The organism is Haloarchaeobius lipolyticus (assembly GCF_051208015.1).
In the GTDB taxonomy this organism is placed as follows: Archaea; Halobacteriota; Halobacteria; order Halobacteriales; family Natrialbaceae; genus Haloarchaeobius.
In genome coordinates this window covers 295,135-317,825 of sequence record NZ_JBPKGF010000004.1, presented here as the reverse complement: position 1 = coordinate 317,825, position 22,691 = coordinate 295,135, and the positions used below count along the sequence as shown (strand labels likewise).

At 64.5% G+C, this 22,691-nt stretch carries 26 protein-coding genes; 18 read left to right on the top strand and 8 right to left on the bottom strand.

The window, feature by feature from the left end; all coding sequences use genetic code 11:
* Position 1: 1 nt before the first annotated feature.
* Both ACSC1Y_RS13945 and ACSC1Y_RS13940 read left to right on the top strand, forming a co-directional pair.
* Positions 2–679 (top strand): DUF7546 family protein, encoded by a 678-nt coding sequence (locus tag ACSC1Y_RS13945; protein WP_435335526.1) that lies wholly within the window; start codon positions 2–4, stop codon positions 677–679.
* 255 nt (positions 680–934) lie between these two features.
* Complete coding sequence (locus tag ACSC1Y_RS13940) at positions 935–2,302, top strand: FG-GAP repeat protein (protein WP_435335525.1); 1,368 nt, start codon at positions 935–937, stop codon at positions 2,300–2,302.
* Positions 2,303–2,358: 56 nt separating this feature from the next.
* Here the strand turns inward: ACSC1Y_RS13940 and mvaD are convergent, their stop codons facing one another.
* Positions 2,359–3,366, bottom strand: coding sequence for a phosphomevalonate decarboxylase MvaD (mvaD, locus tag ACSC1Y_RS13935; protein WP_435335524.1), 1,008 nt, complete (start codon positions 3,364–3,366; stop codon positions 2,359–2,361).
* 505 nt (positions 3,367–3,871) lie between these two features.
* Between mvaD and nth the strand changes: the two genes are divergently transcribed.
* Both nth and ACSC1Y_RS13925 read left to right on the top strand, forming a co-directional pair.
* Positions 3,872–4,558 carry an endonuclease III gene (nth, locus tag ACSC1Y_RS13930; RefSeq protein ID WP_435335523.1) on the top strand — a complete coding sequence of 229 codons (687 nt, stop codon included), beginning with the start codon at positions 3,872–3,874 and terminating at the stop codon, positions 4,556–4,558.
* 111 nt (positions 4,559–4,669) lie between these two features.
* Positions 4,670–4,960, top strand: coding sequence for a hypothetical protein (locus ACSC1Y_RS13925; protein ID WP_435335522.1), 291 nt, complete (start codon positions 4,670–4,672; stop codon positions 4,958–4,960).
* 6 nt (positions 4,961–4,966) lie between these two features.
* On the opposite strand, the gene ACSC1Y_RS13920 is transcribed toward ACSC1Y_RS13925, so the two are convergent.
* Positions 4,967–5,455, bottom strand: coding sequence for a DUF7321 family protein (locus ACSC1Y_RS13920; RefSeq protein WP_435335521.1), 489 nt, complete (start codon positions 5,453–5,455; stop codon positions 4,967–4,969).
* 126 nt (positions 5,456–5,581) lie between these two features.
* Here ACSC1Y_RS13920 and ACSC1Y_RS13915 point away from each other — a divergent pair, with 126 nt between their 5' ends.
* The 8 genes from ACSC1Y_RS13915 (at position 5,582) to ACSC1Y_RS13880 (ending at position 10,651) form a co-directional block, all read left to right on the top strand.
* Positions 5,582–6,475, top strand: a complete 894-nt coding sequence (locus ACSC1Y_RS13915) for a DUF7319 domain-containing protein (RefSeq protein WP_435335520.1) — start codon at positions 5,582–5,584, stop codon at positions 6,473–6,475.
* Positions 6,476–6,556: 81 nt separating this feature from the next.
* On the top strand, positions 6,557–7,222 hold the full coding sequence (locus ACSC1Y_RS13910) for a plastocyanin/azurin family copper-binding protein (protein ID WP_435335519.1): 666 nt from the start codon (positions 6,557–6,559) through the stop codon (positions 7,220–7,222).
* A gap of 3 nt (positions 7,223–7,225) precedes the next feature.
* Positions 7,226–7,615, top strand: a complete 390-nt coding sequence (locus ACSC1Y_RS13905; protein ID WP_435335518.1) for a DUF7318 family protein — start codon at positions 7,226–7,228, stop codon at positions 7,613–7,615.
* A 2-nt stretch (positions 7,616–7,617) separates the two neighbouring features.
* Entirely contained in the window at positions 7,618–8,496 is an 879-nt protein-coding gene (locus ACSC1Y_RS13900) for a ubiquinol-cytochrome c reductase iron-sulfur subunit (RefSeq protein WP_435335517.1), read from the top strand.
* 4 nt (positions 8,497–8,500) lie between these two features.
* Entirely contained in the window at positions 8,501–9,295 is a 795-nt protein-coding gene (locus ACSC1Y_RS13895; RefSeq protein ID WP_435335516.1) for a cytochrome b, read from the top strand.
* A gap of 7 nt (positions 9,296–9,302) precedes the next feature.
* Positions 9,303–10,061, top strand: coding sequence for a cytochrome b family protein (locus tag ACSC1Y_RS13890; RefSeq protein ID WP_435335515.1), 759 nt, complete (start codon positions 9,303–9,305; stop codon positions 10,059–10,061).
* 16 nt (positions 10,062–10,077) lie between these two features.
* Complete coding sequence (locus ACSC1Y_RS13885; protein ID WP_435335514.1) at positions 10,078–10,401, top strand: DUF7315 family membrane protein; 324 nt, start codon at positions 10,078–10,080, stop codon at positions 10,399–10,401.
* Positions 10,394–10,651 carry a DUF7314 family protein gene (locus ACSC1Y_RS13880; RefSeq protein WP_435335512.1) on the top strand — a complete coding sequence of 86 codons (258 nt, stop codon included), beginning with the start codon at positions 10,394–10,396 and terminating at the stop codon, positions 10,649–10,651. Before ACSC1Y_RS13885 ends, ACSC1Y_RS13880 begins: the two co-directional genes overlap by 8 nt.
* Positions 10,652–10,963: 312 nt before the next feature.
* Here the strand turns inward: ACSC1Y_RS13880 and ACSC1Y_RS13875 are convergent, their stop codons facing one another.
* From ACSC1Y_RS13875 to ACSC1Y_RS13860, 4 genes are all read right to left on the bottom strand, one after another.
* Positions 10,964–12,301, bottom strand: coding sequence for a ferritin-like domain-containing protein (locus ACSC1Y_RS13875; RefSeq protein WP_435335789.1), 1,338 nt, complete (start codon positions 12,299–12,301; stop codon positions 10,964–10,966).
* Positions 12,302–12,456: 155 nt separating this feature from the next.
* Positions 12,457–12,918 (bottom strand): DUF7313 family protein, encoded by a 462-nt coding sequence (locus tag ACSC1Y_RS13870; RefSeq protein WP_435335511.1) that lies wholly within the window; start codon positions 12,916–12,918, stop codon positions 12,457–12,459.
* A gap of 45 nt (positions 12,919–12,963) precedes the next feature.
* Positions 12,964–13,731: an NAD(+)/NADH kinase gene (locus ACSC1Y_RS13865; RefSeq protein ID WP_435335510.1), complete on the bottom strand. Its 768-nt coding sequence runs from the start codon at positions 13,729–13,731 to the stop codon at positions 12,964–12,966.
* A gap of 83 nt (positions 13,732–13,814) precedes the next feature.
* Complete coding sequence (locus ACSC1Y_RS13860; protein WP_435335509.1) at positions 13,815–15,137, bottom strand: M28 family peptidase; 1,323 nt, start codon at positions 15,135–15,137, stop codon at positions 13,815–13,817.
* A gap of 211 nt (positions 15,138–15,348) precedes the next feature.
* Between ACSC1Y_RS13860 and pdhA the strand changes: the two genes are divergently transcribed.
* On the top strand, positions 15,349–16,413 hold the full coding sequence (gene pdhA / locus ACSC1Y_RS13855; protein WP_435335508.1) for a pyruvate dehydrogenase (acetyl-transferring) E1 component subunit alpha: 1,065 nt from the start codon (positions 15,349–15,351) through the stop codon (positions 16,411–16,413).
* Between the two features lie 8 nt (positions 16,414–16,421).
* On the opposite strand, the gene ACSC1Y_RS13850 is transcribed toward pdhA, so the two are convergent.
* Positions 16,422–16,679 carry an MTH865 family protein gene (locus ACSC1Y_RS13850; RefSeq protein ID WP_435335507.1) on the bottom strand — a complete coding sequence of 86 codons (258 nt, stop codon included), beginning with the start codon at positions 16,677–16,679 and terminating at the stop codon, positions 16,422–16,424.
* 57 nt (positions 16,680–16,736) lie between these two features.
* Positions 16,737–17,222, bottom strand: a complete 486-nt coding sequence (locus tag ACSC1Y_RS13845; protein ID WP_435335506.1) for an Lrp/AsnC family transcriptional regulator — start codon at positions 17,220–17,222, stop codon at positions 16,737–16,739.
* A gap of 187 nt (positions 17,223–17,409) precedes the next feature.
* Here ACSC1Y_RS13845 and ACSC1Y_RS13840 point away from each other — a divergent pair, with 187 nt between their 5' ends.
* The 5 genes from ACSC1Y_RS13840 to ACSC1Y_RS13820 all read left to right on the top strand — a co-directional run bounded on the left by ACSC1Y_RS13840 (position 17,410) and on the right by ACSC1Y_RS13820 (position 22,531).
* Complete coding sequence (locus ACSC1Y_RS13840; RefSeq protein WP_435335505.1) at positions 17,410–18,378, top strand: DMT family transporter; 969 nt, start codon at positions 17,410–17,412, stop codon at positions 18,376–18,378.
* 96 nt (positions 18,379–18,474) lie between these two features.
* The gene (locus ACSC1Y_RS13835) at positions 18,475–19,524 is read left to right on the top strand and encodes a M42 family metallopeptidase (RefSeq protein ID WP_435335504.1); all 1,050 of its coding nucleotides are present in this window, start codon (positions 18,475–18,477) and stop codon (positions 19,522–19,524) included.
* A gap of 44 nt (positions 19,525–19,568) precedes the next feature.
* Positions 19,569–20,123: a plastocyanin/azurin family copper-binding protein gene (locus ACSC1Y_RS13830; RefSeq protein WP_435335503.1), complete on the top strand. Its 555-nt coding sequence runs from the start codon at positions 19,569–19,571 to the stop codon at positions 20,121–20,123.
* Positions 20,124–20,167: 44 nt separating this feature from the next.
* Positions 20,168–20,857 carry a potassium channel family protein gene (locus ACSC1Y_RS13825; RefSeq protein ID WP_435335502.1) on the top strand — a complete coding sequence of 230 codons (690 nt, stop codon included), beginning with the start codon at positions 20,168–20,170 and terminating at the stop codon, positions 20,855–20,857.
* A complete protein-coding gene (locus ACSC1Y_RS13820; protein WP_435335501.1) occupies positions 20,858–22,531 on the top strand; it encodes a TrkH family potassium uptake protein in 1,674 nt (557 codons plus the stop codon). It begins immediately after the preceding gene.
* Positions 22,532–22,691 lie beyond the last annotated feature (160 nt).

Sequence of the window (22,691 nt, the reverse complement as noted above, 5' to 3'; positions counted from 1 at the left end):
CATGGCGGTCGACGAGGCGACGATGGAACGGCTCGTCCCCGAGCCGTCGACGCTCTTCGCCGCGATTATCGTCCTCACCGCGGAGGCACTCCTGGTCGGGCTGTTCCTCGCCGACGGTGGAACCGCCACGCTCGGGACGCTCGTGCTCCCGTTCGTCTGGATCAATCTCGGCGCGTGGGCGCTCTGGCGCGCGCGGGCTCCACCCGCACCGACGGGACGGAAACGGCGGGCGGCGCTCATCGCGCTGGGGTACGGACTCGTCCTCGCGTACTTCGGCGGCCTCTGGAGCGAGGGGTACCTCTTCTTCGACACCGGCGCGTACCAGCCATCGTACGGCTGGTACGTCTCGACCTCGCTCCCGCCGGGGTTCGGCCCCGCCGTGACCTACGAGAGCGACCTCGTCAACCTCGCGCTGTTCCCGTACAAGGTCGTCGGCTACGCCGCGCTGACCTACCTGGTCTACGCCACGGTCGTCGACGCGGCGAGCTCTGCGGTCTCGGGCGTTCTGGGGCTTCTCTCCTGTGTCTCCTGTAGCTGGCCGATACTCGCGACCATCGTCACCGGCGTCGCTGGCAGTGGCTCTGCGCTGGCGACCGCGGCCACCCAGCAGTCCCTCCCATTGTCGACGGCGGTATTCGCGGTGACGGTCGGGCTGCTGTACTGGCGGCCGTTACGGTAGCACACCGTTGGTGAACGTCCTCAGTGTCGGTCCTTTCTGTGTCCCGATGACGGCGTACTGGCTGTTATTCTGATACTTCAACGTCGGAGCCTCAGCAGTCGTCTAACCGAATCGTTCGTGTAGCTATTTTCTACGACCAATCCATCAATTCCTGACTCAACTCGGATGTACCGCCAAATTCCCGTAAGATTGGTATGTGCCCCGGTTTAGAACTAATGCATTTAGGCTATTTATTTGCCAGATATTGATACTATCATGGCGAAGAAATTATTTGGGAAAATACAACAGCCCGACAGTGGAGAACCCGTCTCGAACGGTGCGTCGACGGATGCTATTTCTGCAGTAACGATGGACGTCGGTCGTCGACGTCTCATCCAGCAGCTCGCCGCCGGCGGAGTACTGGGAATCGCGGGAATAGGTACCATGGGCTCGGCTAGTGCACGACTGTCGTCTGGCCTCTCGGCCGGCACCAGTCAAAATAGTGCCACGTACAGCAGGTCAGAAGGGTTCGACGAGACACAGATGTTCACTAGACCTGCGAATACGTTCGGACGTGCTGTCGCACTCGACGAGACGACACTCGTCGTCGGCTACGGAGAGTTCGAGGGTGGCTTGGAACGAACAGCGTACGTGTTCGAACGAGGGAGTTGCGGTGAGTGGGTCATGCAACAGACAGTGAGCCCGTCCATTGGCTTTCCCGACGTTGCGGAGGGGTTCGGAAAATCCATCGTCGTCGAGGGTGACTGGATGATAATCGGTGCCCCCGAAGCGAGAGTAATGAGGGGGACGGCATTCGTTTTCCACCGTTCTACCGACGGAATCTGGAGAGAACGGCAGAGTATCGCGTTCTATGACCCGGACGGCGGGCTCACTACCTCTATCGCGTTCGACGGAGAGACGGCTGCCTTCGGGGGACCTATAAAAACTGAAGACTATCCTGGTAGAGTACGGATATACCAGCGAGAAGGGGACGGGACGTTCGTCGAGAAACAGCTACTGAAGTCACCTGAGCAGTCGGAATCGAACTTCGATGGATTCGGCCGATCCGCCGCCATCGATGATGGGACACTCGTCGTGGGGGCCTTTAGTTATAGGAACGATGAGGGTGCAGCGTATTCGTTCGATCAAGACTCGAACGGAGACTGGACGCGACCGCAGCAGATAAGCACGCGTGACGAGGTTGGCGAGACAATCGATTTAGACGGGAATGTCGCGGTTCTCGGCGCACCATTTGAGGTGGCTGAGACGCCAAATTACGCTGGTGCGGCGTATGTGTACGAACGCGGTCCGGCAGGAGAGTGGGTCGAGACTCAACGGCTCACGGGTCCAGAACCGGAGTCGTATGACCTCTTCGGGTGGGCCGTCACGATTGATGAGGAAACAATTCTCGTTTCGGCACCGTGTGGAAGCAGGCCACCTGATCAGTCTCGGCCCAGAACGATCTACGTCTACGAGAGAGAAGGTGATGGAACGTGGAGACTTCAGCAAGCCCTAACGCTCACCGAGCAGATTCGAAGGCAGCGCTTCGGCCACACACTTGCACTTCACGACGAGACACTCGTCGCCGGTGCGCCTTCAATTGTCCCGTTCAACGACGGCTCTGCATACGTGTTCGAACGATAGGTGAGAAGGCGCTTCTGCACCAGCGGGAAACGGACTAATGTCCGGTTGTCAGCCGGTCAGAACAGCGCTTCGCCTTCGTCGAGCAGCTGTGCCGGGCCGCCGACCTCCCAGATGGTCGTGCGAACGCCCGTCTCCGCGACGGCTTCCTTCACGCGCTCTGCGTGTTCTGCGGTCGTGTTGACGTAGACAGACGCACCGGTGTCGGTCGAGAACCAGACCGGGACCGAGTTCACGTCGTCGTCGTCCGGGTAGCCCTCGTTGCGCAGTTCGCGCACGGTGTTGAAGACGGCGAGCGTGGCGGGCTGCCAGTAGACCCAGCCGTCGGGGCCGGTCATCGTGGTCGCCGCGAGCGAGAGCGAGTCGTGCTCGGCGATCTCGCAGACGCGGTCGAGGTCGTCGTCGTGCAGGGCGTCCTGCATCTCGACGAGCTGGTCCTGGACGTGTGCGCGGCGGGCATCGAACATGTGACTGTCCGCTGCCTCCTCGTGCGCGTCGTCAGTGTTCTTGTACGCGGGCACGAGCGCGACGATGGTCTTCAGCTCGTCGTCGAGCTCGGTCGGAATGCGGCGCGAGCGGCAGTCCTGGTCGTTGAGGCCCGCCGCGAGGTACGAGAAGCCACCGGTGACAGCACGGGCCGCCGACGAGGAGCCGACGCGCGCGATGGTCGAGATGTCTTCGAGCGTCGCATCGAGTTCGGCCGCCTCCGCGAGGGCCCGCGCGGCCGCGGCGAAGCCCGACGACGACGAACCGAGGCCGACGTTCGAGGGGAACGAGTTCTCGGACTCGAGGCGGACCGGGTAGACCGTGTGGGCCGCGTCGGACATGGAACGGGCCTTCTCGACGACGCGCTCGACGCGGTCGAACGCGTGCCCGTCCAGCTCTTCGCCGTCCACGATGTAGACGTCCTCGTCGTAGTCCATCGAGAACTCGACGGTCGTCTTCGTGTGGCTCGGGGCCGTACAGACGCTGATAGAGTCGTGATACGGGAGTCGCTCGATAGAATCTCGCATGCCGTGGTACTTGACAAGTCCCTGGATCGGGTGGGCCATCGCGGTGGCTTTCATAGTTCAGTAGCCGACAAGCGCCCGCTTAAAAGTCACGGAGGCTGCATCGGCAGCAACAAGAGGAGGTCCACCCGGACGGGCACTGAAAACGGTGGTGGAAGCAGTCACAGGCGATACGCCGCCGGAGTTAGGGGGGACGGCATACAGACCCGATGGCCACCACCGACTCCAGGTGGTCCTCTACTTACTGGTCATCGGCCGACAGCAAATATGTAGACCTTTCGATCGAAAGTTCCGGCGTCGCGGTGGGTCGACGCCGGTGGGCCGGGCTCGCACGACGGGAGACCGGTGGCGCTGTTGCGAGGCTCTCCCGCACCCCCCTACCCGGTCGAGTGCCCGGTATGGACGGGTGGGTGCAACCCCTCCAGGTGGGCTGTCGAGCGGAATCAGGTCGGGAGACGCCTCGTCCTGTCTTGAATCTTATGGCACTTAGTAACGTGGCCTTAGTGAACAGGGAACAGGGGCGAACCGAACCGCTGAAACGGGCCGCCTCGAAGATGACACCATGGGAACCCCTCTCGACACACGCGAGGAGCAGGCATCGACCGTCGTCGACCGACTCCAGGACGAGTATCCAGATTCGACCATCTCGCTCACCTACTCGAACCGGCTGGAACTGCTCGTCGCAGTCGTCCTCTCCGCACAGTGCACCGACGAGCGGGTCAACTCGGTCACGCCGGACCTGTTCGAGAAGTACCCCGCCGCCGCCGACTACGCCGCCGCCGCCGAGGAGGAGCTCGCCGAGGACATCTACGGCATCACGTTCCACAACAACAAGGCCGGCTACCTGAAGGAGACGGGACGCATCATCGCCGAGGAACACGACGGCGAGGTACCGGACACGATGGACGAACTGACCGACCTGCCGGGCGTCGGTCGGAAGACTGCGAACGTGGTCCTCCAGCACGGGCACGACATCGTCGAGGGTATCGTCGTCGACACCCACGTCCAGCGCCTCTCGCGCCGACTCGGACTGACCGAAGAGGAGCGGCCCGAAGCGATCGAGCAGGACCTCCTCGCCGTGGTTGACGAACAGCACTGGCAACAGTTCACTCACCTGCTCATCGACCACGGGCGGGCGGTCTGTGACGCGCTGAACCCTGACTGCGACGCGTGCGTCCTCGCGGACATCTGCCCGTCGGAGAAGGGCGACTCGGCCGTCGACCTCGCTTCCGGCGAGCCCTGGAACTGACTCGAACGGCCGCCCGTCCGACGGTCACGGTTTCGGCACGAACCGCCCGACGGGACTAACCCTGTAGGCCCGCTACCCTTGGCGCTTGCCGCACTAATTACTCCCGTAGCCATGTCCGACGACACCGACCAGAACACACACGTCGAGCGCCGGAACGAGGACGGCGTCCCCGACGAACTCGGCGAGCCAGGTGAATCGAACGAGACAGACACCGCGTCGGACGTCCCGGAAGACGAGGAGGAAGAGACCGAAGAGGCCCACGAGGACGCGGTCGAAGAGCGAGAGGAGGACGAACTCGAACCGGGGAAACGCAAGAACACCGAGAAGATGAGCGACGTCGCGGAGAACCAGACGAACGACGACAACCACCCCGACGAGATGCCCAATCAGGGGCCGAACTGACCGAGTCTAGAACGAGGTGAATCCGTACCGTATCGCGTACCGCGCGACCCCGACCACGTAGGCGAGGAGCCAGAACAGGACGTATCCGAAGACGCCCGCCCGGAGCCGCCAGCGCCAGTGGTCCATCCGTTCGCCCAGGGCGTCGATGTCGACGTCCTGGTCGGGGTCGTTGTAGAGGTTGTACCGCCGCTTCGCCCGGACTATCCTGACGATGCCGGTCAGTGCGAACACCAGCATCGCGTAGGCCTGTAACCCGAGGAACGCGTGCAGTGCCGACAGCCCACCGAGCTGCTCGAACAGCCGTGGCGCCATCCACGTGACCATCGGGACCGTCGTCAGAGCCAATCCGGTGACGATGAACTTGAGGTGGTAGACGAGGACGCCCCAGGTGACGACCTCGGTGTCGATCATTATCCACGCACCGTAGAGGTAGAACGGGAGACTCGCCGTCACCAGCACGAGCACGACCGTCGCGATGGTGGAATCCGAGACCATACCGGGCAGTCCGGGTGCGGGTGGGTTAAACGGTCGGAAAGCGGTTCGGCCGCGTCTCCGCGGACGGTATCAGCGGCAGGCCGGCACACGAAACGCTTACCCGGTTCGCTTCCCCAGATGCGGGTAATGAGCGACGAGGAGGGTGACCACGACGATGCGTTGGGGCCACCAGCCACGGAGCAGACCGCCGAGGACCTCCGCAAGGCCGTCGAAGAGAAGTACGACTTCGACAACTTCGGTCCGAAGGATATGGAGCGGATGTCCTACGAGGAGTGGGACGCCGCCTTCGACGAAGATACCTGGATTACGGGCCCGGAACTCCTCGACCGCGTCGAGTCCGACCTGAACGCCCAGATCGCCAACCGGGACGTGTTCGCGGTCCTCGAACGTGTTCGTCACGAGGGACAGAACTGCCTGCTCGCCTACTCCGACGAGGGGTACGCGATGGTGTATCCCGACGGGAGCGTCGACGGGTTCGGGACCGTCGTCCGCGACGTCAAGCCGACGGTCGCGCTCTGTTCGATGGACTCCTACGACCCTGCAACGGCTCCGGCCGGGGCGGTTCTCCCACATCCCGACGAGGTCCCGGAGGGGAGCGGGCAGCTCGGGAACTGGATGTTGCAGGCCATCGCGTTCACGCTCGGTCTCTGCGGGCTCGCTCTCTTCGGCGCGTCCGTCTTCGCGACGCCGCCCGCGGAGCTGGGGAACGCGAGCCTCGCACGCGGCGTGATGATACTCATGGGCATCGTGTTCACCCTCGGCTCGGCCCTGCTGTTCCTGACGGTCGCAAACGCTCGCCTGTCCGACAGGTTCAGGGCGAGCGAGTACAAGGAACGGTTGCGAGCCATCGGCCTCGAAGACGGGGAACGGCCCGACTTCCTGCCGGTGGTCGAGCGGTCCGCCTCGGGCGACGAACGGGACGGGCGTGACACCGTCGGAAGAGGGGGGCGAGACGCCGACGGACGGGGTGGGCGTGACACTGACGAACAGACCGGACCCACGGTCGAAACGGATTCCTGAACCCCTCTGCGGCGGCCGCATCGGTGGGTTTAAGCGAACCCACTCCCGAGCACATCATGTATGAATAGGCGGGACTTTCTGATGGCTGCCAGCGGCGTTGCCGGAGGCGCTGCAGCAGCGAGTGCGGCGGCGCCTGCCGCAGCCTCTCAGGAGGAGGAGACGACGACCTCCGGAACGTCCGGCGGCTCTACGACGGGCACCGGCACAGGTACCGGCAACGGAACAGGTACCGGCACCGGCAACAGTACCGGAACGTCCGGGGGCGGTGGCGGAGGCGGCGGTTCCGAAACCGTCGTCGTCGGCCCCAGCGGGAACTACGTGTTCACCCCGGGTACCGACAAGCCACTGTACATCAAGCCGGGAACCACCGTGACGTTCAACTGGGAGTCCGACAACCACAACGTCAACCCGACGAGCGTCCCCGAGGGCGCGAAGTGGGAGGGGCACAAGCCCGTCGAGAACACCGGGTTCTCCTTCTCGTCGACGTTCGACACGAAGGGCACGTACGAGTACCAGTGTGACCCCCACGCCGGCCTCGGTATGAAAGGCACCATCATCGTCAACGACGCGGGCGCTGCCCCGTCCGGCGGCGGTGGCGAAGTCGACCCCGAACACATGGGCGTTCCGTTCCAGGCCCACTGGGTCGGCATCGCGACCATCCTCGCCATCATCAGCTCACTCATGTTCACGTTCTACGTGCTGAAGTACGGCGAGTCCGCCAACACGAGCAGCCCGGGGAGGAAATAGACCATGTCGACGAAAGGAAGCAACTACGGCGACATCCACCGCTACGAACCAGCACGTGAGAGTACGGCAGCGGCCGTCGCCATCGTCCTGCTGACCGCGATCGAAGTCGTCTTCGTCGGTCTGTTCACCTACGGCCTCGTGAGCGGTTGGGGCCTCGACGAAGTCGGGAACATGTACCTCGGATTCCTGCTGGCGATCATCTTCATCGACCTCGCGTTCATTCTCGTGCTGTACCGCAAGGAGTTCCTCCCGGACGTGATGATCGTGAAGAAGCGGCGCCGCAAGTGGGAGGACCTGTACATCCGTGAGGGGGACGCCGACGGCGTCGACCTCGCCGGAGAAAACGCCATGGACACGCTCAAAAGAGCCGTGTACCCCTACTACAAGCGATAACAATGCCACTCGACGAAGACAAATACCCAGTCGAATCGGACCGCCGCCGCTTCGTGAAGGGCGTCGTTGGCGGTGCGTCTCTCGCAGGCATCGCGACCGCGGGAGCCGCAGCCGTCAACTCCGCGACGGCCCCGAGCGGTGAGGGAGGTGGGACGACCACCTTCCGTGCAGTCGAAAACACAGACGGTCCCGCACCGCGCGGGATGCCACAGATACCCATCGAACTCGAGCCCATCGACGGCGAGGACGACTTCTACATCAAGGGCGTCTGGCCCGAGGTGTCGACCGAGACCCAGCAGGGTCGAGAGGTCACCGTCGCCAAGGAGGAGATCGGTGGCGTCGAGTACTCCTCAGAGTGGTACCAGTACTGCGGCGTTCAGACGTACGCTGGCGTCTACCCCAACGCCCAGAAGGAGAACTCAGACCTCACCAACTACTTCCGCTACACGAAGAGCTCGAAGTACGAGTGGCAGAACAACGACGTCAGTGGCGGCGAGAAGATGAAGCTCAGCCACTTCGACGACTACAAGACGTGGGGGAACGGCGTGGGCACGGACGGTATCGGCAAGCCCGCGAACGGAACCTGGCGCTCTGAAGGGCTCGACCCCGCAGAGACGATGCCGGTCGAGGTCATCCGCTCCGAACGTATCGAGGAAGCCGCCAAGGAGAGCGAATGGCTCAAGGCGAGCACCTCGAAAGGCGTCATGGCCCACCTGAACAAGTGCACGCACTTCTGCTGCGTGCCCGGGTTCAAACAGGAGGGTTCCGCCAAGTTCGCTGCAGCAGACGCTATCTACTGTCAGTGCCATCAGTCGGTGTACGACCCGTTCAACATCGTCGAGAAGTCGTTCGTGGCACTGCCGCGGCCGGCCAAGGAGTGATACCATGAGTCTAGAGAAGAAAGACGAATTCGACCACGGGGGCTGGATGAAGACGAAGGACCTCACCCCCATCGAGAAGACGTATCTCACGGTCCTCATCTGGATGGACCGGCGTCTCCGGCTCGTGGACTACCTGGAGCTCGTCGAGAACCTGTACTATAAGGTCAACCTCCAGATGCCCAAGAGCCACACGGAGCAGTACAATCTCGACAACAAGTTCTGGTACTGGTACCCGCTGTACGCGTTAGGGTCGTTCTCGACCATCGCGTACGTCGTCGCGGCGCTCTCGGGCGCACTGCTCGGGTTCTACTACTCGCCGGCGACGACGGGCGACCCGTCCACGGCGTACAACCAGATCGTCTTCATCATGACGGACCTGAACTTCGGGTTCATGCTCCGTTCCATCCACCGATGGGCGGCGCAGGTGATGGTGGCGGCCGTGTTCCTCCACATGCTCCGTGTCTACTTCACGGGCGCGTACAAGGAACCGCGCGAGCTCAACTGGATTCTCGGCATCATCCTCATCTCGCTGACGATGGTGTTCGGGTACACGGGCTACCTGCTCCCCTGGGACCAGCTCGCCTACTGGGCGGGCCAGATTGGCGTCGAGATGTCGCTGTCTGTCCCGCTCGCCGGTGAGTGGGTTGCACAGCTCCTGTTCGGCGGCTTCTCGCTGAGCCAGGCGACGCTCCAGCGGATGTACATCATCCACGTGTTCCTGCTCCCGTTCGTGGTGACGACGCTCATCGCCATCCACATCGGTATCGTCTGGATGCAGGGCATCGCGGAACCGCACTAATCGAACCATGTCAGACGAAAACGAACCAATGACGGACGGCAGCGGTACCGGCATCGTCGCACCGGACGACGAGGTCCCCACGTGGCGCGACCGCAAGGAGCGCTCGCAGGGGCTCTCCCGGTTGACGTACGAGTACTTCGAGCGAGCGCGACGTGAGGACCAGGACCTCCGGATGGAGTCCGACTACGTCGAGCGCGACGTGCTGGGCTTCCCCACGTGGCCTCACGAGATGATCCGCAACCTCGCCCTGACGAGCTTCTTCGTCGGGATGACGATCTTCCTGGCGGCGACGCTCCCGCCCCACATCGGGCCGCCAGCGGACCCATCGACCACTCCGGCTATCATCCTGCCCGACTGGTATCTCTACTGGTCGTTCGGCCTGTTGAAGCTGGGTCCCCTGAACCCCGAGCTGGCCATCCTCGGCGACAGCAAGCTGATGGCTGACCGTACCTACGGCGTCGTCGCGAACGTCGTCGTCGTGGGCTTCATCGCCATCGTTCCCTTCGTGAACAAGGGAAGTGCGAGGCGACCGGTCGAGCAGCCGTTCTGGGCCGCCGTCGGCGTGATGGGCGTCGTGTTCGCGTTCACCATCTCGGCGCTCTCGGTCAAGAACCTGCTCCCGATGGACTCCCACCTGCTGTTCGACCTGACGTTCCTCGTACCGCCCATCGCGGGCCTCATCGCGTACGCGGTCTTCAAGTCGATGCAGGAGGGCTACATGTACGACCTCAACCGTCGCTACTACCGCCTGCGCCCGCCGCGGTAACAGCGACTTCTTTCTCATGGACGATAGAGAGACCGACGAGTCCGGAGAATCTGCTGGTCCGCGTAGCAGAGAGGTCGAGGTGCCGCTCCGGCTGTACAAGACCGTGACCGTCTTCGCGACCCTGCTCGCGATGGTCGGTGTCATCGGCGGCTTCGTCCTGCTCGACACCGCGACGAACCGCGCACAGGCAGAGCTCTCGGAGATAAACGTGTTGCTCGCACTTCTGGGGCTGGGACTCATCGTCGCCGGCTCGGCTATCTACGCCTTCTCGACGCGATTTCGCACCGCTGGAATGGGAAAGTCTAAAGACGACACCGACGAAGGTTCGGATAATGGCTGACGAATTTGGCAAGGGCATGGCTATCGCCACGGGAGCCGGCCTCATCTGGATGGTGCTCGCCGGCTGGTACAAGACGCCGAGCTTCGAGGGGAAGCAGCTCACCGGGGCCGTCCCCGAGAGCCCGAACGCGTTCGACGCGATGGGCATCATCGTGATGGACGGCCTGTTCTGGTTCACCATCCTCGGAACGCTCACGTTCTGGCTCGTCATTCCGGCCGCACGCGAAGCGCGCGCTCGCTTCTCGAGCTGATTCTCTCCTACCGACTCTCTCGACCAGCACACCGGCTAGTACCAGCTGTCGTTCGTGCTCCCTTCGAGACGTCCTCTTCTTCTGTCGAACCCGGCCCAGGTCGGGCTACCCATGGCCAGCGTCTCATACCTCCCGGAGGGGGAGACCTGGTCCGGGTGTGGATGTGGAGACGTCGGTAGTGGATGCGGAGGCAGCGTTCAGAGACGCAGCGGACGGGGAGAAGCGTCGACGAAGAGGAGTTCGGTTGGTCGGACCGTGGTGGGAATGGGGGCTACGTCTACCGGCGAACGCGGACCAGTGGGGTCGGGCCGTTCAGTCCTCGACGATGAACTGGCCGGCGATCTTCGTCACCTCGGCCATCGTCTTCGGTTCGTCGACAGCCATCGGGAACGGCGAGGAGACGTTCAGCTCGTTGAGGAAGCTGGCGTGGCGTGCCTCGACGCTGTGGATGCCTATCGCTGCGTTGAAGACGGCGTCTGCCTGTACCGTCGGGGCAGCGCCCGCGTAGGCGGCGACGCCGGTGTTCTCGAGCGCCTTCGCGACACCGAGGAACTCGGACGGAGTCTCGTAGCCGAAGTCGTACTCGGCCTCCTCGACGGGCGTCCCGCCGAGGTCCTCGACGGTCTTGCTGATGGCCGTCACGTGAGCGGCTTCGTGCTCGCCGGTCATCTTCAGGTGACCCGGGACCCGCTGGACGAGCTCCTCGCCGTAGGTGGACAACGCGTCGGCGTTCATCAGCTCGTCGTCGCTGAACCGTTCGAGCCCCTCGCGGTAGAATGCGTTCTCGAGGTGTTCGAGCGTCAGCGCGTAGTTGAGAACGTCGACGTCGCTGGTCTCGTTCTCCGCTTTGCGGTCCTGTTTCGGCCGGTCGTCGCCGGTCTCGAACGCGCTCGCGTCGACCCCGCTCGTGACGAACTGGCCGGCGATCTCGAGCACCTCACCCATCGACTTCGCCTCGTCGACCGCCTGCGGGAACGGGACCTCGCCGTTGACGAGATTCAGGAAGCTGGCGTGGCGGGCTTCGACGCTGTGAATACCGGCGGCGGCTGCGAGGATGTCGTTGTTCACGACGGCGGGTGCGGCCCCCGCGTAGGCGGCGACACCGGTGTTCTCGAGTGCCATCGCGACGGCGAGGAACTCGGACGGAGTCTCGTAGCCGAAGTCGTACTCGGCCTCCTCGACTGGCGTCCCGCCGAGGTCCTCGACGGTCTTGCTGAGAGCAGCCACGTGGGCTGCTTCGTGCTCGCCGACCACGGTGAGGTACTCGGGGACGTCCATACGGACCGTCTCGCCGAACTTCGACAGCACGTCTGCGTTCGCCAGCTCGTCGTCCGCGAACGTCTCGAGTCCGTCGCGGTAGAATGCGTTCTCGAGGTGTTCGAGCGTCAGCGCGTAGTTGAGTATCGGGACGTCGGGGTTACCGTCCATCCCGTCCTTCGAGTCGGTCCCCTCGGTCGTCGTACCGCCCTCCGTCATCCGGTCGTCGGTCGCGGTGCCGGTGCCGGTGGTCGTCCCCTGATTGTCCGCGCCCATGCAGCCAGCGAGGGCCAGCGCTCCGGCCGTCGCCGCACCGCCAAGGAAGTTGCGACGGGTTCTGGTGTCACGCGTCGAGCGGTCGTCTGCCCCGGTCGGGTCGGTGGTCGATTTCATCGTCACAGCACTGTCGAGGGAGATGTCGTGTATGAGGATTTGCCGGACTGCGACACCAGTCTGGCCAGTCTACGGCGGGATTCTCACCCAAATCCGACCAGAAACGACGGACCCGAGGCTGCTCGTCGGCGGCTGAAACAGAGAAGTTGATCGGATCAGATGATGGCCGTCCAGATGCCCTTCACGAGGAAGAACAGCGACTGGAACAGGGCGTAGGCGAGAACGAGGACCGATGCGCCGACCGCGCCCTTGGGTGCCCGCGGCTTCCGCTCGGCACGGACGTCCACGTTCCGAACCTCGGCTTCGAAGAAGTCGGCGAGGAACATGCCGACGACGAGCATCGACATGACGACGCCGCCGTGCGGTTCGACGGTGGTGTAGTAGAACGTCGCGAGGATGAGGACGACGTTCGACGCTTCGTGCGGGAGATAGCGAGCGACCGATTCGAGGTCCTCACCGTTCTCTGCCTGTTTGACGGCGTCGCGGTGCGCGAGGAAGCGGGTGCCGATGTTGACCAGAACGAGCACGAGCAGGATGTACTCGATGGCACTGACCCCGCCGTAGACCTCGGCCTGGAGCGCGTCCAGGGGGCCGAAGATGTTCACTACTGGGTCCATACGGAGACGTGTGTCGTTGGCGCATTAGAGTTTTTCCAAAGCGAGCTACCAGCGACCCGCGCTCTGGGGAGTACATAGGAGCGACAGTGACCGCCCGGGAGAGAGCGAGACGGTGACGTCCGGGCCGATCTCGTGGACGGTCCGGTCGTCGACGAGCAGGGAGACGGCCCCTTCGTCGCGCTCGACCGACAGGGTGACGGCGTCGTCCTTGACGACCCAGTGGTCGGGCTGGATAGCGAACGGGGCGATGGGGGCTACGGTCGCGGTCCTGGTCCCGGGCTCGATCGCCGGCGACCCGGCCGCACCGGCGTAGCCGAAGCTCCCGGTCGGGGTGGCGACGACGACGCCGTCCGCACGGAACCGGGCCACGTGCTCGCCACGAGAGTCGACCGCGTACTCGGAGATACGTGCGGGCTCGGTCGTGACGAGAGTCACGTCGAACAGCGCGACGTGGCGTTCCCCGCCGACCCGGACGTCGAAACACTGGCGCTCGTCGGTCGAGGTGTCGCCCGCGAGTGCGGCCGCGATGGCCTCGGTCACGTCACCGTGGGGGACTGACCGAACGCCGCCACCAGCGTCGACCGGAAGGACGGGAACGTCGACGCCGGCGCGGAGGAGCGAGAGCACCGCCGCTTCCTCGACGGCGACGACGAACGAACAGCCGGACTCGACGAGTTCGGTTGCGTCTCCGACGGTCGGTCGTCCACCAGCCTCCCTGATGGCGGACTCCACCTGGGCGACGCGGTCCGTGCCCGACTCACCTGCGACTCCGACCGTCGGCGGCGACTCCTCGTCGCCCGCGACCCGCTTCATACTCTCCCGTGCGGCCCGGGGGGCAAAAAAGGCTACAGTCGCCAACCGTGAGGGGGACCGCCCAGGTGGTCCCGTTCTTGGGACTACTCGTCGTACGGCCAGTCCCCGGTGATGCGGAGCCCTTCCGCGAGGTCCTCGTCCTCGAGGTCGGCCGCGATGTCTTCGGGCTGACGGTGTGAGACCTCGTAGGCGTCGCTCGCGAGGACGACGGCGAGTTCGGCCAGCAGAACCGCCTGTTCTCGGAGGTCGCGCTTCTCGAGTTTGTCGAGCGTGTCCGCGTGCGTGTGCCCCCATCCGCGTCCGGAGCCCCCGCGCTCACCGTACGCGTGGTAGCCGGGGACGCCCCACTGCGTGAACGGCCAGTGGTCGCTGTGCGGGCCGAGCTTCGGGACGTCCTTGATTGGGTGACCGAGGCGGTCGGCGACGGTGTCGAGTGCGTCGCTCAGTTCGGGGAACCCGTGGGAGTAACACGCGAGGTCGCGTGCCTGGACGACGCCGTCGTTGTTGAGGACGGCCTTGATGGCCGAGAGGTCGGCGCGCTCGGCCTCGTACTCGGAGCCGACGAGCCCGACCTCCTCGGCACCGAAGCAGACGAATCGCACGCGCGTGTCGAGTTCGTCCTCACGCTCGGCGAGGATTCGCGCGAGTTCGACGACCATGGCCGTGCCAGCGCCGTTGTCCATCGCCGCGGTCGAGATGTCGTGACCATCGACGTGGCTCGTGACGAGTACCTCGCTCTCGGTGTCTGGGCCGAGTTCCGCGTGGACGTTCTGGCTCGTCGCGTCGCCGATGTCCGCCTCGACGGAGACGGTCAGTTCCTCGCCCGTGTACTTGCGCGCGAGCTGGGCTCCGGTCTCGGCGGAGACGCCCACGGCCGGGATGTCCCCGATGGGCGAGTCGGGCGTGCCGACGGAGCCGGTGGGCGGCAGGCAGCCTTCGACGTGGTTCCGGTAGACGAAGGCGGCGGCGCCGGCCTCGACGGCGTGGTAGTACTTCTCACGGCGGTGGAGGTACCGGTCGTAGTGGTCCGGGACATCCGAGCGGGCCATGACGACCTTCCCCTCGCAGTCGGTCTCCTCGAAGTCGCCGGGAAGCCCGTATCCGAGGTCGACCAGCTCGCCGCTGGCCGTCTGGCTCGGGCTCCGCGGGAGGGCGATGACCTCGTGTTGTAGGACGAAGGTTTCACCTGCGGCCGCGACGCCGCTCGACCCGCGCGTCCAGCCCTGGATGTCGAACTCATCGAGGCGGGCGTCGCGCGCGCCCACCTCGGCGAGCGCGTCGCGTGTGGCTTCGGCGGCGGTCCGTTCACCATCGCTCCCGGCCATCCGGTTGCCGATGTCGACGAGCGTCTCGAGGTGGTCCCACCCGGTGTCGCTGGTGAAGGTCCGACCGATCCAGTCTGTCATGTGCTGGGGTGCGCCCGGGGTGCGCCTAAGGGTTGCGACTCACCCGCATGGCTAACGATTCTTCATCATAGACCGGGCGCCACCTATAGATTCTCGAAGCATCTGGTTCTGGTTCATAAGTTCTACTTCGAAATCATCGGCCTATGCTGTTAGAGGCGATGTTTTATTACGTATCGGCCCAATCGTCCGATAGACTCTCAGGTGAATATCTATGTCGAGTGAGGCTGAAAATCTGGTCCGTGTCATGTCGCCGGGCGGGTCTGCCGTCGGAGATCGCCACCTCTCTGAGCGCGAGGCTACAGCGCTCTACGAGACGATGGTACTCGCACGGACGTTCGACGAGAAAGCCATCAGCCTCCACCGTCAGGGCAGGATCGGGACGTACGCCCCGATGCGCGGGCAGGAGGCGGCGCAGGTGGGTGCGGCGTCGGCCCTGGCCGACACCGACTACCTGTTCCCGACGTACCGTGACCACGCGATGTACGTCGAGCGCGGCATCGACTTCCGGGAGGTCCTGTTGCACCTGCTGGGCGACGGGCAGTACATCGACCGCGAGGACGGCGAGGACCTCCGTACCTTCCCCATCACCATCCCCATCGCGACCCAGCTCCCGCACGCGACCGGCATCGGCATGGCTGCGAAGCTGAAGGGCGACGAAGTCGCATCGCTCGTCTCCTTCGGTGACGGCGCGACCTCGGAGGGCGACTTCCACGAGGGAATGAACTTCGCCGGTGTGTTCCAGACGCCGACGGTGTTCTTCTGTCAGAACAACGGCTACGCCATCTCCGTCCCGCGCGAGCGCCAGACCGCGAGCGCGACCATCGCCCAGAAGGCCCAGGCGTACGGCTTCGAGGGCGTCCGCGTCGACGGCAACGACGTCTTCGCCGTCCACGACGTCGTCTCCGAGGCACTGGAGAAGGCGAAAAACGGCGGCGGTCCGACCCTCATCGAGGCGGTCACCTACCGGCGCGGTGCCCACACCACGACCGACGACCCGACCAAGTACCGCGACGAGGACGATGCCCCCGAGTGGCTGCAGGAGGACCCGCTCGACCGGTCTCGCACCTACCTGCAGGAGGAGTTCGGCTGGGACGACGATGACGAGGAAGCCGTCCACCAGTGGGCGAAAGAGGAGGTCGCACAGGCGGTCAAGGCGGCCGAGCAACACACCGGCTACGAACCCGAAGAGATGTTCGAACACGTCTTCGAGGAGAAGCCGGACCGACTCCGCCGGCAGCGACGCCGGATGGTGGACGACCCGGAAATCGGCCACTGACGGAACGGCTAGAGGAGTTCTTCTTTCCGCATCGCCGCGATAACGTCGTCGACGAGTTCGTCCACCGATTCGTACGGGAACGACTGGTGCGACGCGAGCCTGACCGCCAGCTCCATCGCGGTGTACCGAGCGGAACCGACCGTCACGCGGGTCGTCGGTCCATCGGGTAACGTCGGGACCAGTTCGAAGGGGTCGGCCACGGGATAGGTTGCCGGCGCGAGCATGGCGTGCAACTGCTCTCTGACTTCACGCTCGGCCGTATCCATACGTCGACAGTTCACGGTCGGCTGGCAAAAGCGTTCCTCGCCGTCCAGCCGCGTGACTCAGTCCTCGGTGAACTCCTCGAGGAGCGTCTCCAGCGAGTAGCTCCGCAGCCCACGGCTGTCGTCCCAGAGCGTGTCGATGACGTAGGTCGAGTTGGTGCGCTCGACGTCGGGGACCTCCTCGAAGTTCCGGATGAGTCGGCCCACCATGTCGCTGTCTCCGAGCTTCGCGATGGCGATGAAGTCCGTCTCACCCATCGTGGAGAACACCTGTGTCACACCCTCTATCTCCCGGAGCTGCGACGACATCTCCGTGTGCGGACCGCTGTAGTCGGCGAGGACCTCGATGATCACGGTCACGTCGAGCCCGAACGCGTCGAGGTCGATGTCGTAGAGGTCGTTCTCGACGATGCCGTCCTCTTTGAGGTTCTTGAGCCGGTAGTGGATGGTCGACACGGGGATGCCGGTCTCCTCGTGGAGCCGTTCCGGACTTCCCGTGCCGAGTTCGGCGATCGCCTTGAGCAAACGCACGTCTCGTTCGTCCATCGTGAGAGCGTGCGTGTTCCGCGATAATGAACGTTCGTGATGCATTATTTTGGAACAGATTCCGATATCGAACTCGATATAGAAACTGTTTCTACTCTCTGGGCAAGGGTGGCATATTTTACTCAAAAAACCACATCTACTGCGAAAGGGTTTAATAGCAGCGACCCACGACGTTGCAGATAACTACATGCTCTCTGCAAACTCTTGGAGACGACTTCCAGATACTGGCGGATTGTTCGTACTACTCGCAACTCTCTGGGGGACCTCCTTCGTCGCTATCGAGGTCGGCCTTCACCACTTCCCTCCCGTGCTGTTCGCGGCACTGCGCTACGACGTCGCGGGAGTCATCGTCCTCGCGTACGCGGTGGCGTCGACCGACCGCTGGCGGCCACGGTCCCGCGACGAATGGGTACAGACTGCTGTGACGGCCCTCTTCGTGTTCGCGGCCTACCACGCGCTCCTCTACATGGGCGAGCGCCACATCTCCGGGGCCGTCGCCGCCGTCGTTATCAGCCTCTCACCCATCCTCACGGCCGGATTCGGAAGCGTCCTCGACGTCGACGACCCGCTCCAGCCCCTCGGTGCGGTCGGCTTCCTGCTCGGCATCGTCGGCGTCTTCGTTGTCGTCCAGCCCGAGCCGGGAAGTGCCCTCTCGGCGAGCCTCGTCGGCGTGCTCCTCGTCTTCATGGCCGGGACGAGCTTCGCCCTCGGTAGTGTGCTGACCCGCCCGCTCGATACCGGTCTCCCGGTCCAGACGATGGAAGCGTGGTCGATGCTGCTCGGGGCCGGACTGCTCCACGTCGTGAGCGTCGGGCGCGGCGAGTCGTTCGCGGCCATCGAGTGGACGCAGACGGCCGTCGGCTCCCTGGCCTACCTCTCGCTCGCCTCTGGCGTCGTCGCCTTCCTGCTCTACTTCGAGCTGCTCGACCGGCTCGGCCCGACCGAACTCAACCTCGTCGGTTACCTTGAGCCCGTCGTCGCGACCCTGATGAGCTGGGTCGTCCTGGGACAGCTCGTCGAGGATTCCACGCTGGTCGGCTTCGGGGTCATCTTCCTCGGCTTCGCGTTCATCAAGTGGCGGGCCGTCCGCGGTCTGGTCCGCGCGCACGTCCCCGCGGCCGCGTCCGACGGACAGTTCGGAAGGAACTGGCGGTAGACTGTGTTCGGCAGCAACTGGCGGGTGGCTGTCGACGTATCCTGACGGTCACAGCTTTCCAGCCCTTTTTATTCGATCACCGCGCCAGAGACTCACATGGCCGACTTCGACTTCGATTACGACCTGCTCGTCGAGCTCACCGAGACGCACGGTGCGCCGGGATACGAGGACGACGTCCGTGATATCGTCAGACGAGAGCTCGACGGTGAAGTGGACCGGATAGCGACCGACGCGATGGGAAACGTCGTCGGGACCATCGAGGGCGACGCCGACTACAGCGTCGTCGTCGCCGCACACATGGACGAGATAGGCTTCCTCGTCCGTCACGTCGACAAGTACGGCTTCGTCGAGATAGACGCACTCGGAAGCTGGGACCCGCAGGTCCTCCGGGCCGAGCGAGTGAACGTTCGTACCGAGGACGGCGACCTCCCCGGCGTCATCGGCTCGCCGCCGCCGCACACGGGCGGCGACGAGGACGACGAGCGGTCCGTCCACGACGTCCGGGTCGACGTGGGTCTCCCGAAAGAGGAGGTGAAAGACCGCGTCTCGGTCGGTGACCTGGTCACGATGTCCCAGCAAACCGAGCCGCTCGGCGACTGCGTCTCCGGGAAGTCCATCGACAACCGCGTGAGCGTATTCGTGTTGCTCGAACTCGCCCGGCGCATCGACGACCCGGACGTGACGGTCCACTTCGCCGCGACCGTCCAGGAGGAGGTCGGTCTCCGCGGTGCCGAGGCCATCGGCGTGGACCTCGACCCGGACCTCGCACTCGCGCTCGACACCACTGTCGCGAACGACCTCACCGACTACGAGCAGTGGGACTACGTGACCAGACTCGGGGAGGGCGCCGGTATCAAGATAAAGGACTCGTCGGTCATCACGAACCGGAAGGTCCACCGCCGGCTCCGCGACGTGGCAGAGGCCCAGAACATCGCCTACCAGCTGGAGGTGCTCCCCTCCGGCGGGACGGACACCGGGGGACTCCAGCGGTCTCACGGTGCGCTCCCCGTCGGCGCAGTCTCCATCCCGACCCGTTATCTCCACACCCCGACCGAGGTGGCGCATGGCGACGACATCGTGGCGGCGGTGGACCTCACCGCAGCGTTCCTCGAAAGCGAAACGGGTGACCACGACTACAGGCTGTGACGCGTATCGAAGATTTCACTACAGCCGACTCCTAACTCCCGCGTATGAGCCGCGACACAGTGGATGCGCCCGTCTCTCGTCGCCAGTTTCTGAAGGGCGCGACAGGCGTTGCAGGGGCCGCCGCAGTTGGTGCGTCGGCAGATTCCGTGAGCGCACAGTCGACGAAGACGGTCGAGGTCGGACCGGGCGGTAACTACGTGTACACTCCGGGCACGGACGACCCGCTCTACGTCGCCGTGGGGAGCGAGGTCGAGTTCGTCTGGAAGTCGGACAACCACAACGTCAACCCGACGAGCACGCCCGAGGGCGCGTCCTGGGAGGGACACAAGACCGTCGAGAACACCGGCTTCTCGTTCAAGTCGAAGTTCGACACGAAAGGGACCTACGAGTACCAGTGTGACCCGCACGCCGGTCTCGGCATGAAGGGAACCATCATCGTCAACGACTCCGGTCAGGCCCCCTCCAGCGGTGGCGGCGGTCCGAGCCTGCCCGACTCGGCCAAGACAATCGGCGTCGCGACGACTGGCACCATGGTCGCCGTCCTGTCGATGGCCTACGTCTTCATGAAGTACGGCGGCAACTACGAGACGCCGAAGTAAGCGAAACGGTACTTTTTCGACCGCTGCCACAGAAGCCGCGGATAATGTACATCATCGTCGTGGGAGCTGGCAACATCGGCACGCCGCTCATCGAGATCGCGACGCGCGACCGGAACGAGGTGGTCGTCATCGAGCAGGACCACGAGAAGGCCGAGCGGGCCGCTCGCCAGTTCGATTGCCTCGTCATCGAGGACGACGCGACGGTGGCCGAGACGCTCGACGAAGCCGGCATCGACCGGGCGGATGCACTCATCTCGACGACCGACCAGGACGCGACGAACATCATGGTCTGTCTCCTCGCCCAGGAGCGAGAGGTCCCCGCCGTCGTCAGCGTCGTCCATAACCCCGAACACATGGGACTGTTCGAGCGCGTCGGCGTGCAGACCATGGAGAACCCCCAGCGGCTCATCTCGGAGTACCTCTACCGCGCGGTGAAGCGCCCTTCCATCAAGGACTACATGCGAGTCGGCGATACTGCAGAGGTCTTCGAGATAACCGTCGACGAGGACGCACCGATCGCCGGCCTGACGCTCAGCGAGACCAACGAGCGCGGATTACTCGACCGGGGAATCCTCATCGTCGCCGTCGAACGCAACGGCAACGGTGACCCCATCACCCCCCGCGGAGACACCCGCATCGAAGCCGGCGACCTGCTCACCGTCTACGCATCGGATGGTGCCACCCCGGACGTGACGGACGTGTTCGGCCACTACGCAGACCACGGCCTGGAATAGATGGCTCGAACACGCACAGTCAGCGGCGTCCCGGCCGACCTGGCGATAATTCTCCGAGACGTTGGGACGCTCCTCGTGATGCAGGCCGGCCTGATGATTCTGACAGTCGGTGTCGCCCTCGTCTTCGGTGAGTGGTACCCGGCTCTCGGCTTCCTCACCGCCGGTGTCGTCACGGCGACCGTCGGCGGTGCCTGTCGGACCCAGTTCGCGGATGCGCCCGACCCGATGATGAAACACGGGATGGTCATCGCGGCAGGCGGCTGGTTCGCGACCGCGGTCTTCGGGGCCGTCGCGTTCTTCGTCGTCGCGTGGGTCACCCCGGAACCGGTGATGGGTGGCTACGTTCCGACGACCGTCGACACGAGTAGCTGGCCACTCGTCACCGCGGGTGGCCTCGCGACGAAGTCCAGCCTCGGCTACTTCCGCAATCCGCTGCACGCGCTGTTCGAGTCGATGAGCGGCTGGACGGGCAGCGGCCTGACGATGGCGATTCACGAGCCGTCGCTCCCCCGGTCCGTCCAGTGGTGGCGATCGCTCATCCAGTACGTCGGCGGCGTCGGCGTCATCGTCCTCACCGTCTCCATCCTCTCGCGACCGGGGAGCGGGAGCTACGCCCTCTACCGGTCCGAAGCGCGTGAGGAGAAGATCCACCCGAGCGTCGTTTCCACGGTCAGGACCGTCTGGAAGATATTCGTCAGCTACACGGTGCTCTCCATCGTTGCACTGTTCCTCGCCATCTGGCTCTCGGAGGGTCTTCCCGCCGGTGAAGCGTTCTGGCACGCGCTCAACCACGCGATGACTGCACTCTCGACCGGCGGGTTCTCCGTCACCGACGACTCGATGGCCTCCTACAACTCTCCGCTCATCGAGTCCATCCTGCTCCCGGTGATGACGCTTGGCGCCATCGCCTTCCCTATCCACTACGCCATCCTCTCGAAGGGGCGCTGGCGGAAGCTGTACGAGGACCTCCAGACGCGGTGGCTGTTCGTGCTCCTGGCCGTCGGTATCGTCGCGCTGTCTGCACAGAACGTCCTCGTCGACCTGGTTCCGCAGGGATTCGGACGGACGGTTCCCTCGCCGGTGCCGCTGCTCTCGACGGCGCAATTCGACGCCGTGCGGGACGGGACGTTCCAGTGGGTCAGCGCACTCTCGTGCACCGGATTCCAGTCCTCGCCCATCGGCCGGTGGTCGGACGGCGGGAAGCTGTTGCTCGCTGGCGCGATGACGATGGGCGGCGCCGCCGGGTCGACCGTCGGCGGAATCAAGATCATCCGAGGCTACACCGTCTCGAAGGGAATCCAGTGGCAGTTCAGGCGCGTCTTCCTCCCGTCGAACGCGGTCGTGAACGTGAGACTGAACGGGCGGACCCTGACTCGAGAGGAGATGGACCGCGAGTTCGCGGAGGCGGCCATCGTAACCCTGTTGTGGGTCATCCTCCTCCTCGCGACGAGTCTCGTGCTGGTCAACGTCGTCCCGGGAGAGTTCAGTTACGCCGATGCGTTGTTCGAGGTCGCGAGTGCCCAGGGGAACGTCGGCCTCTCGACGGGCATCACCGGCCCGGACATGCCGGTCGTCGCCGAGGCGATGTTCCTCCTCAACATGTGGGTCGGCAGGCTGGAGATCATCCCCATCCTCGTCTTCTTCCGGTCGGCGGTGAAGGGGCTGAACCCGTAAGCCGGCTCTGAGCAGTATGGCGGACAGGCGGTGCCAGGGGAGGGGTCGTCCGTGGCTGCACCGCACACCCGCGAGGCCGACGGACGGCGCTGGTTACGTGATGCCGACGGTTGCCTCGCTCTCCTATATGAACTCTCGTCACGTGCAGAGGGAGAGCCGC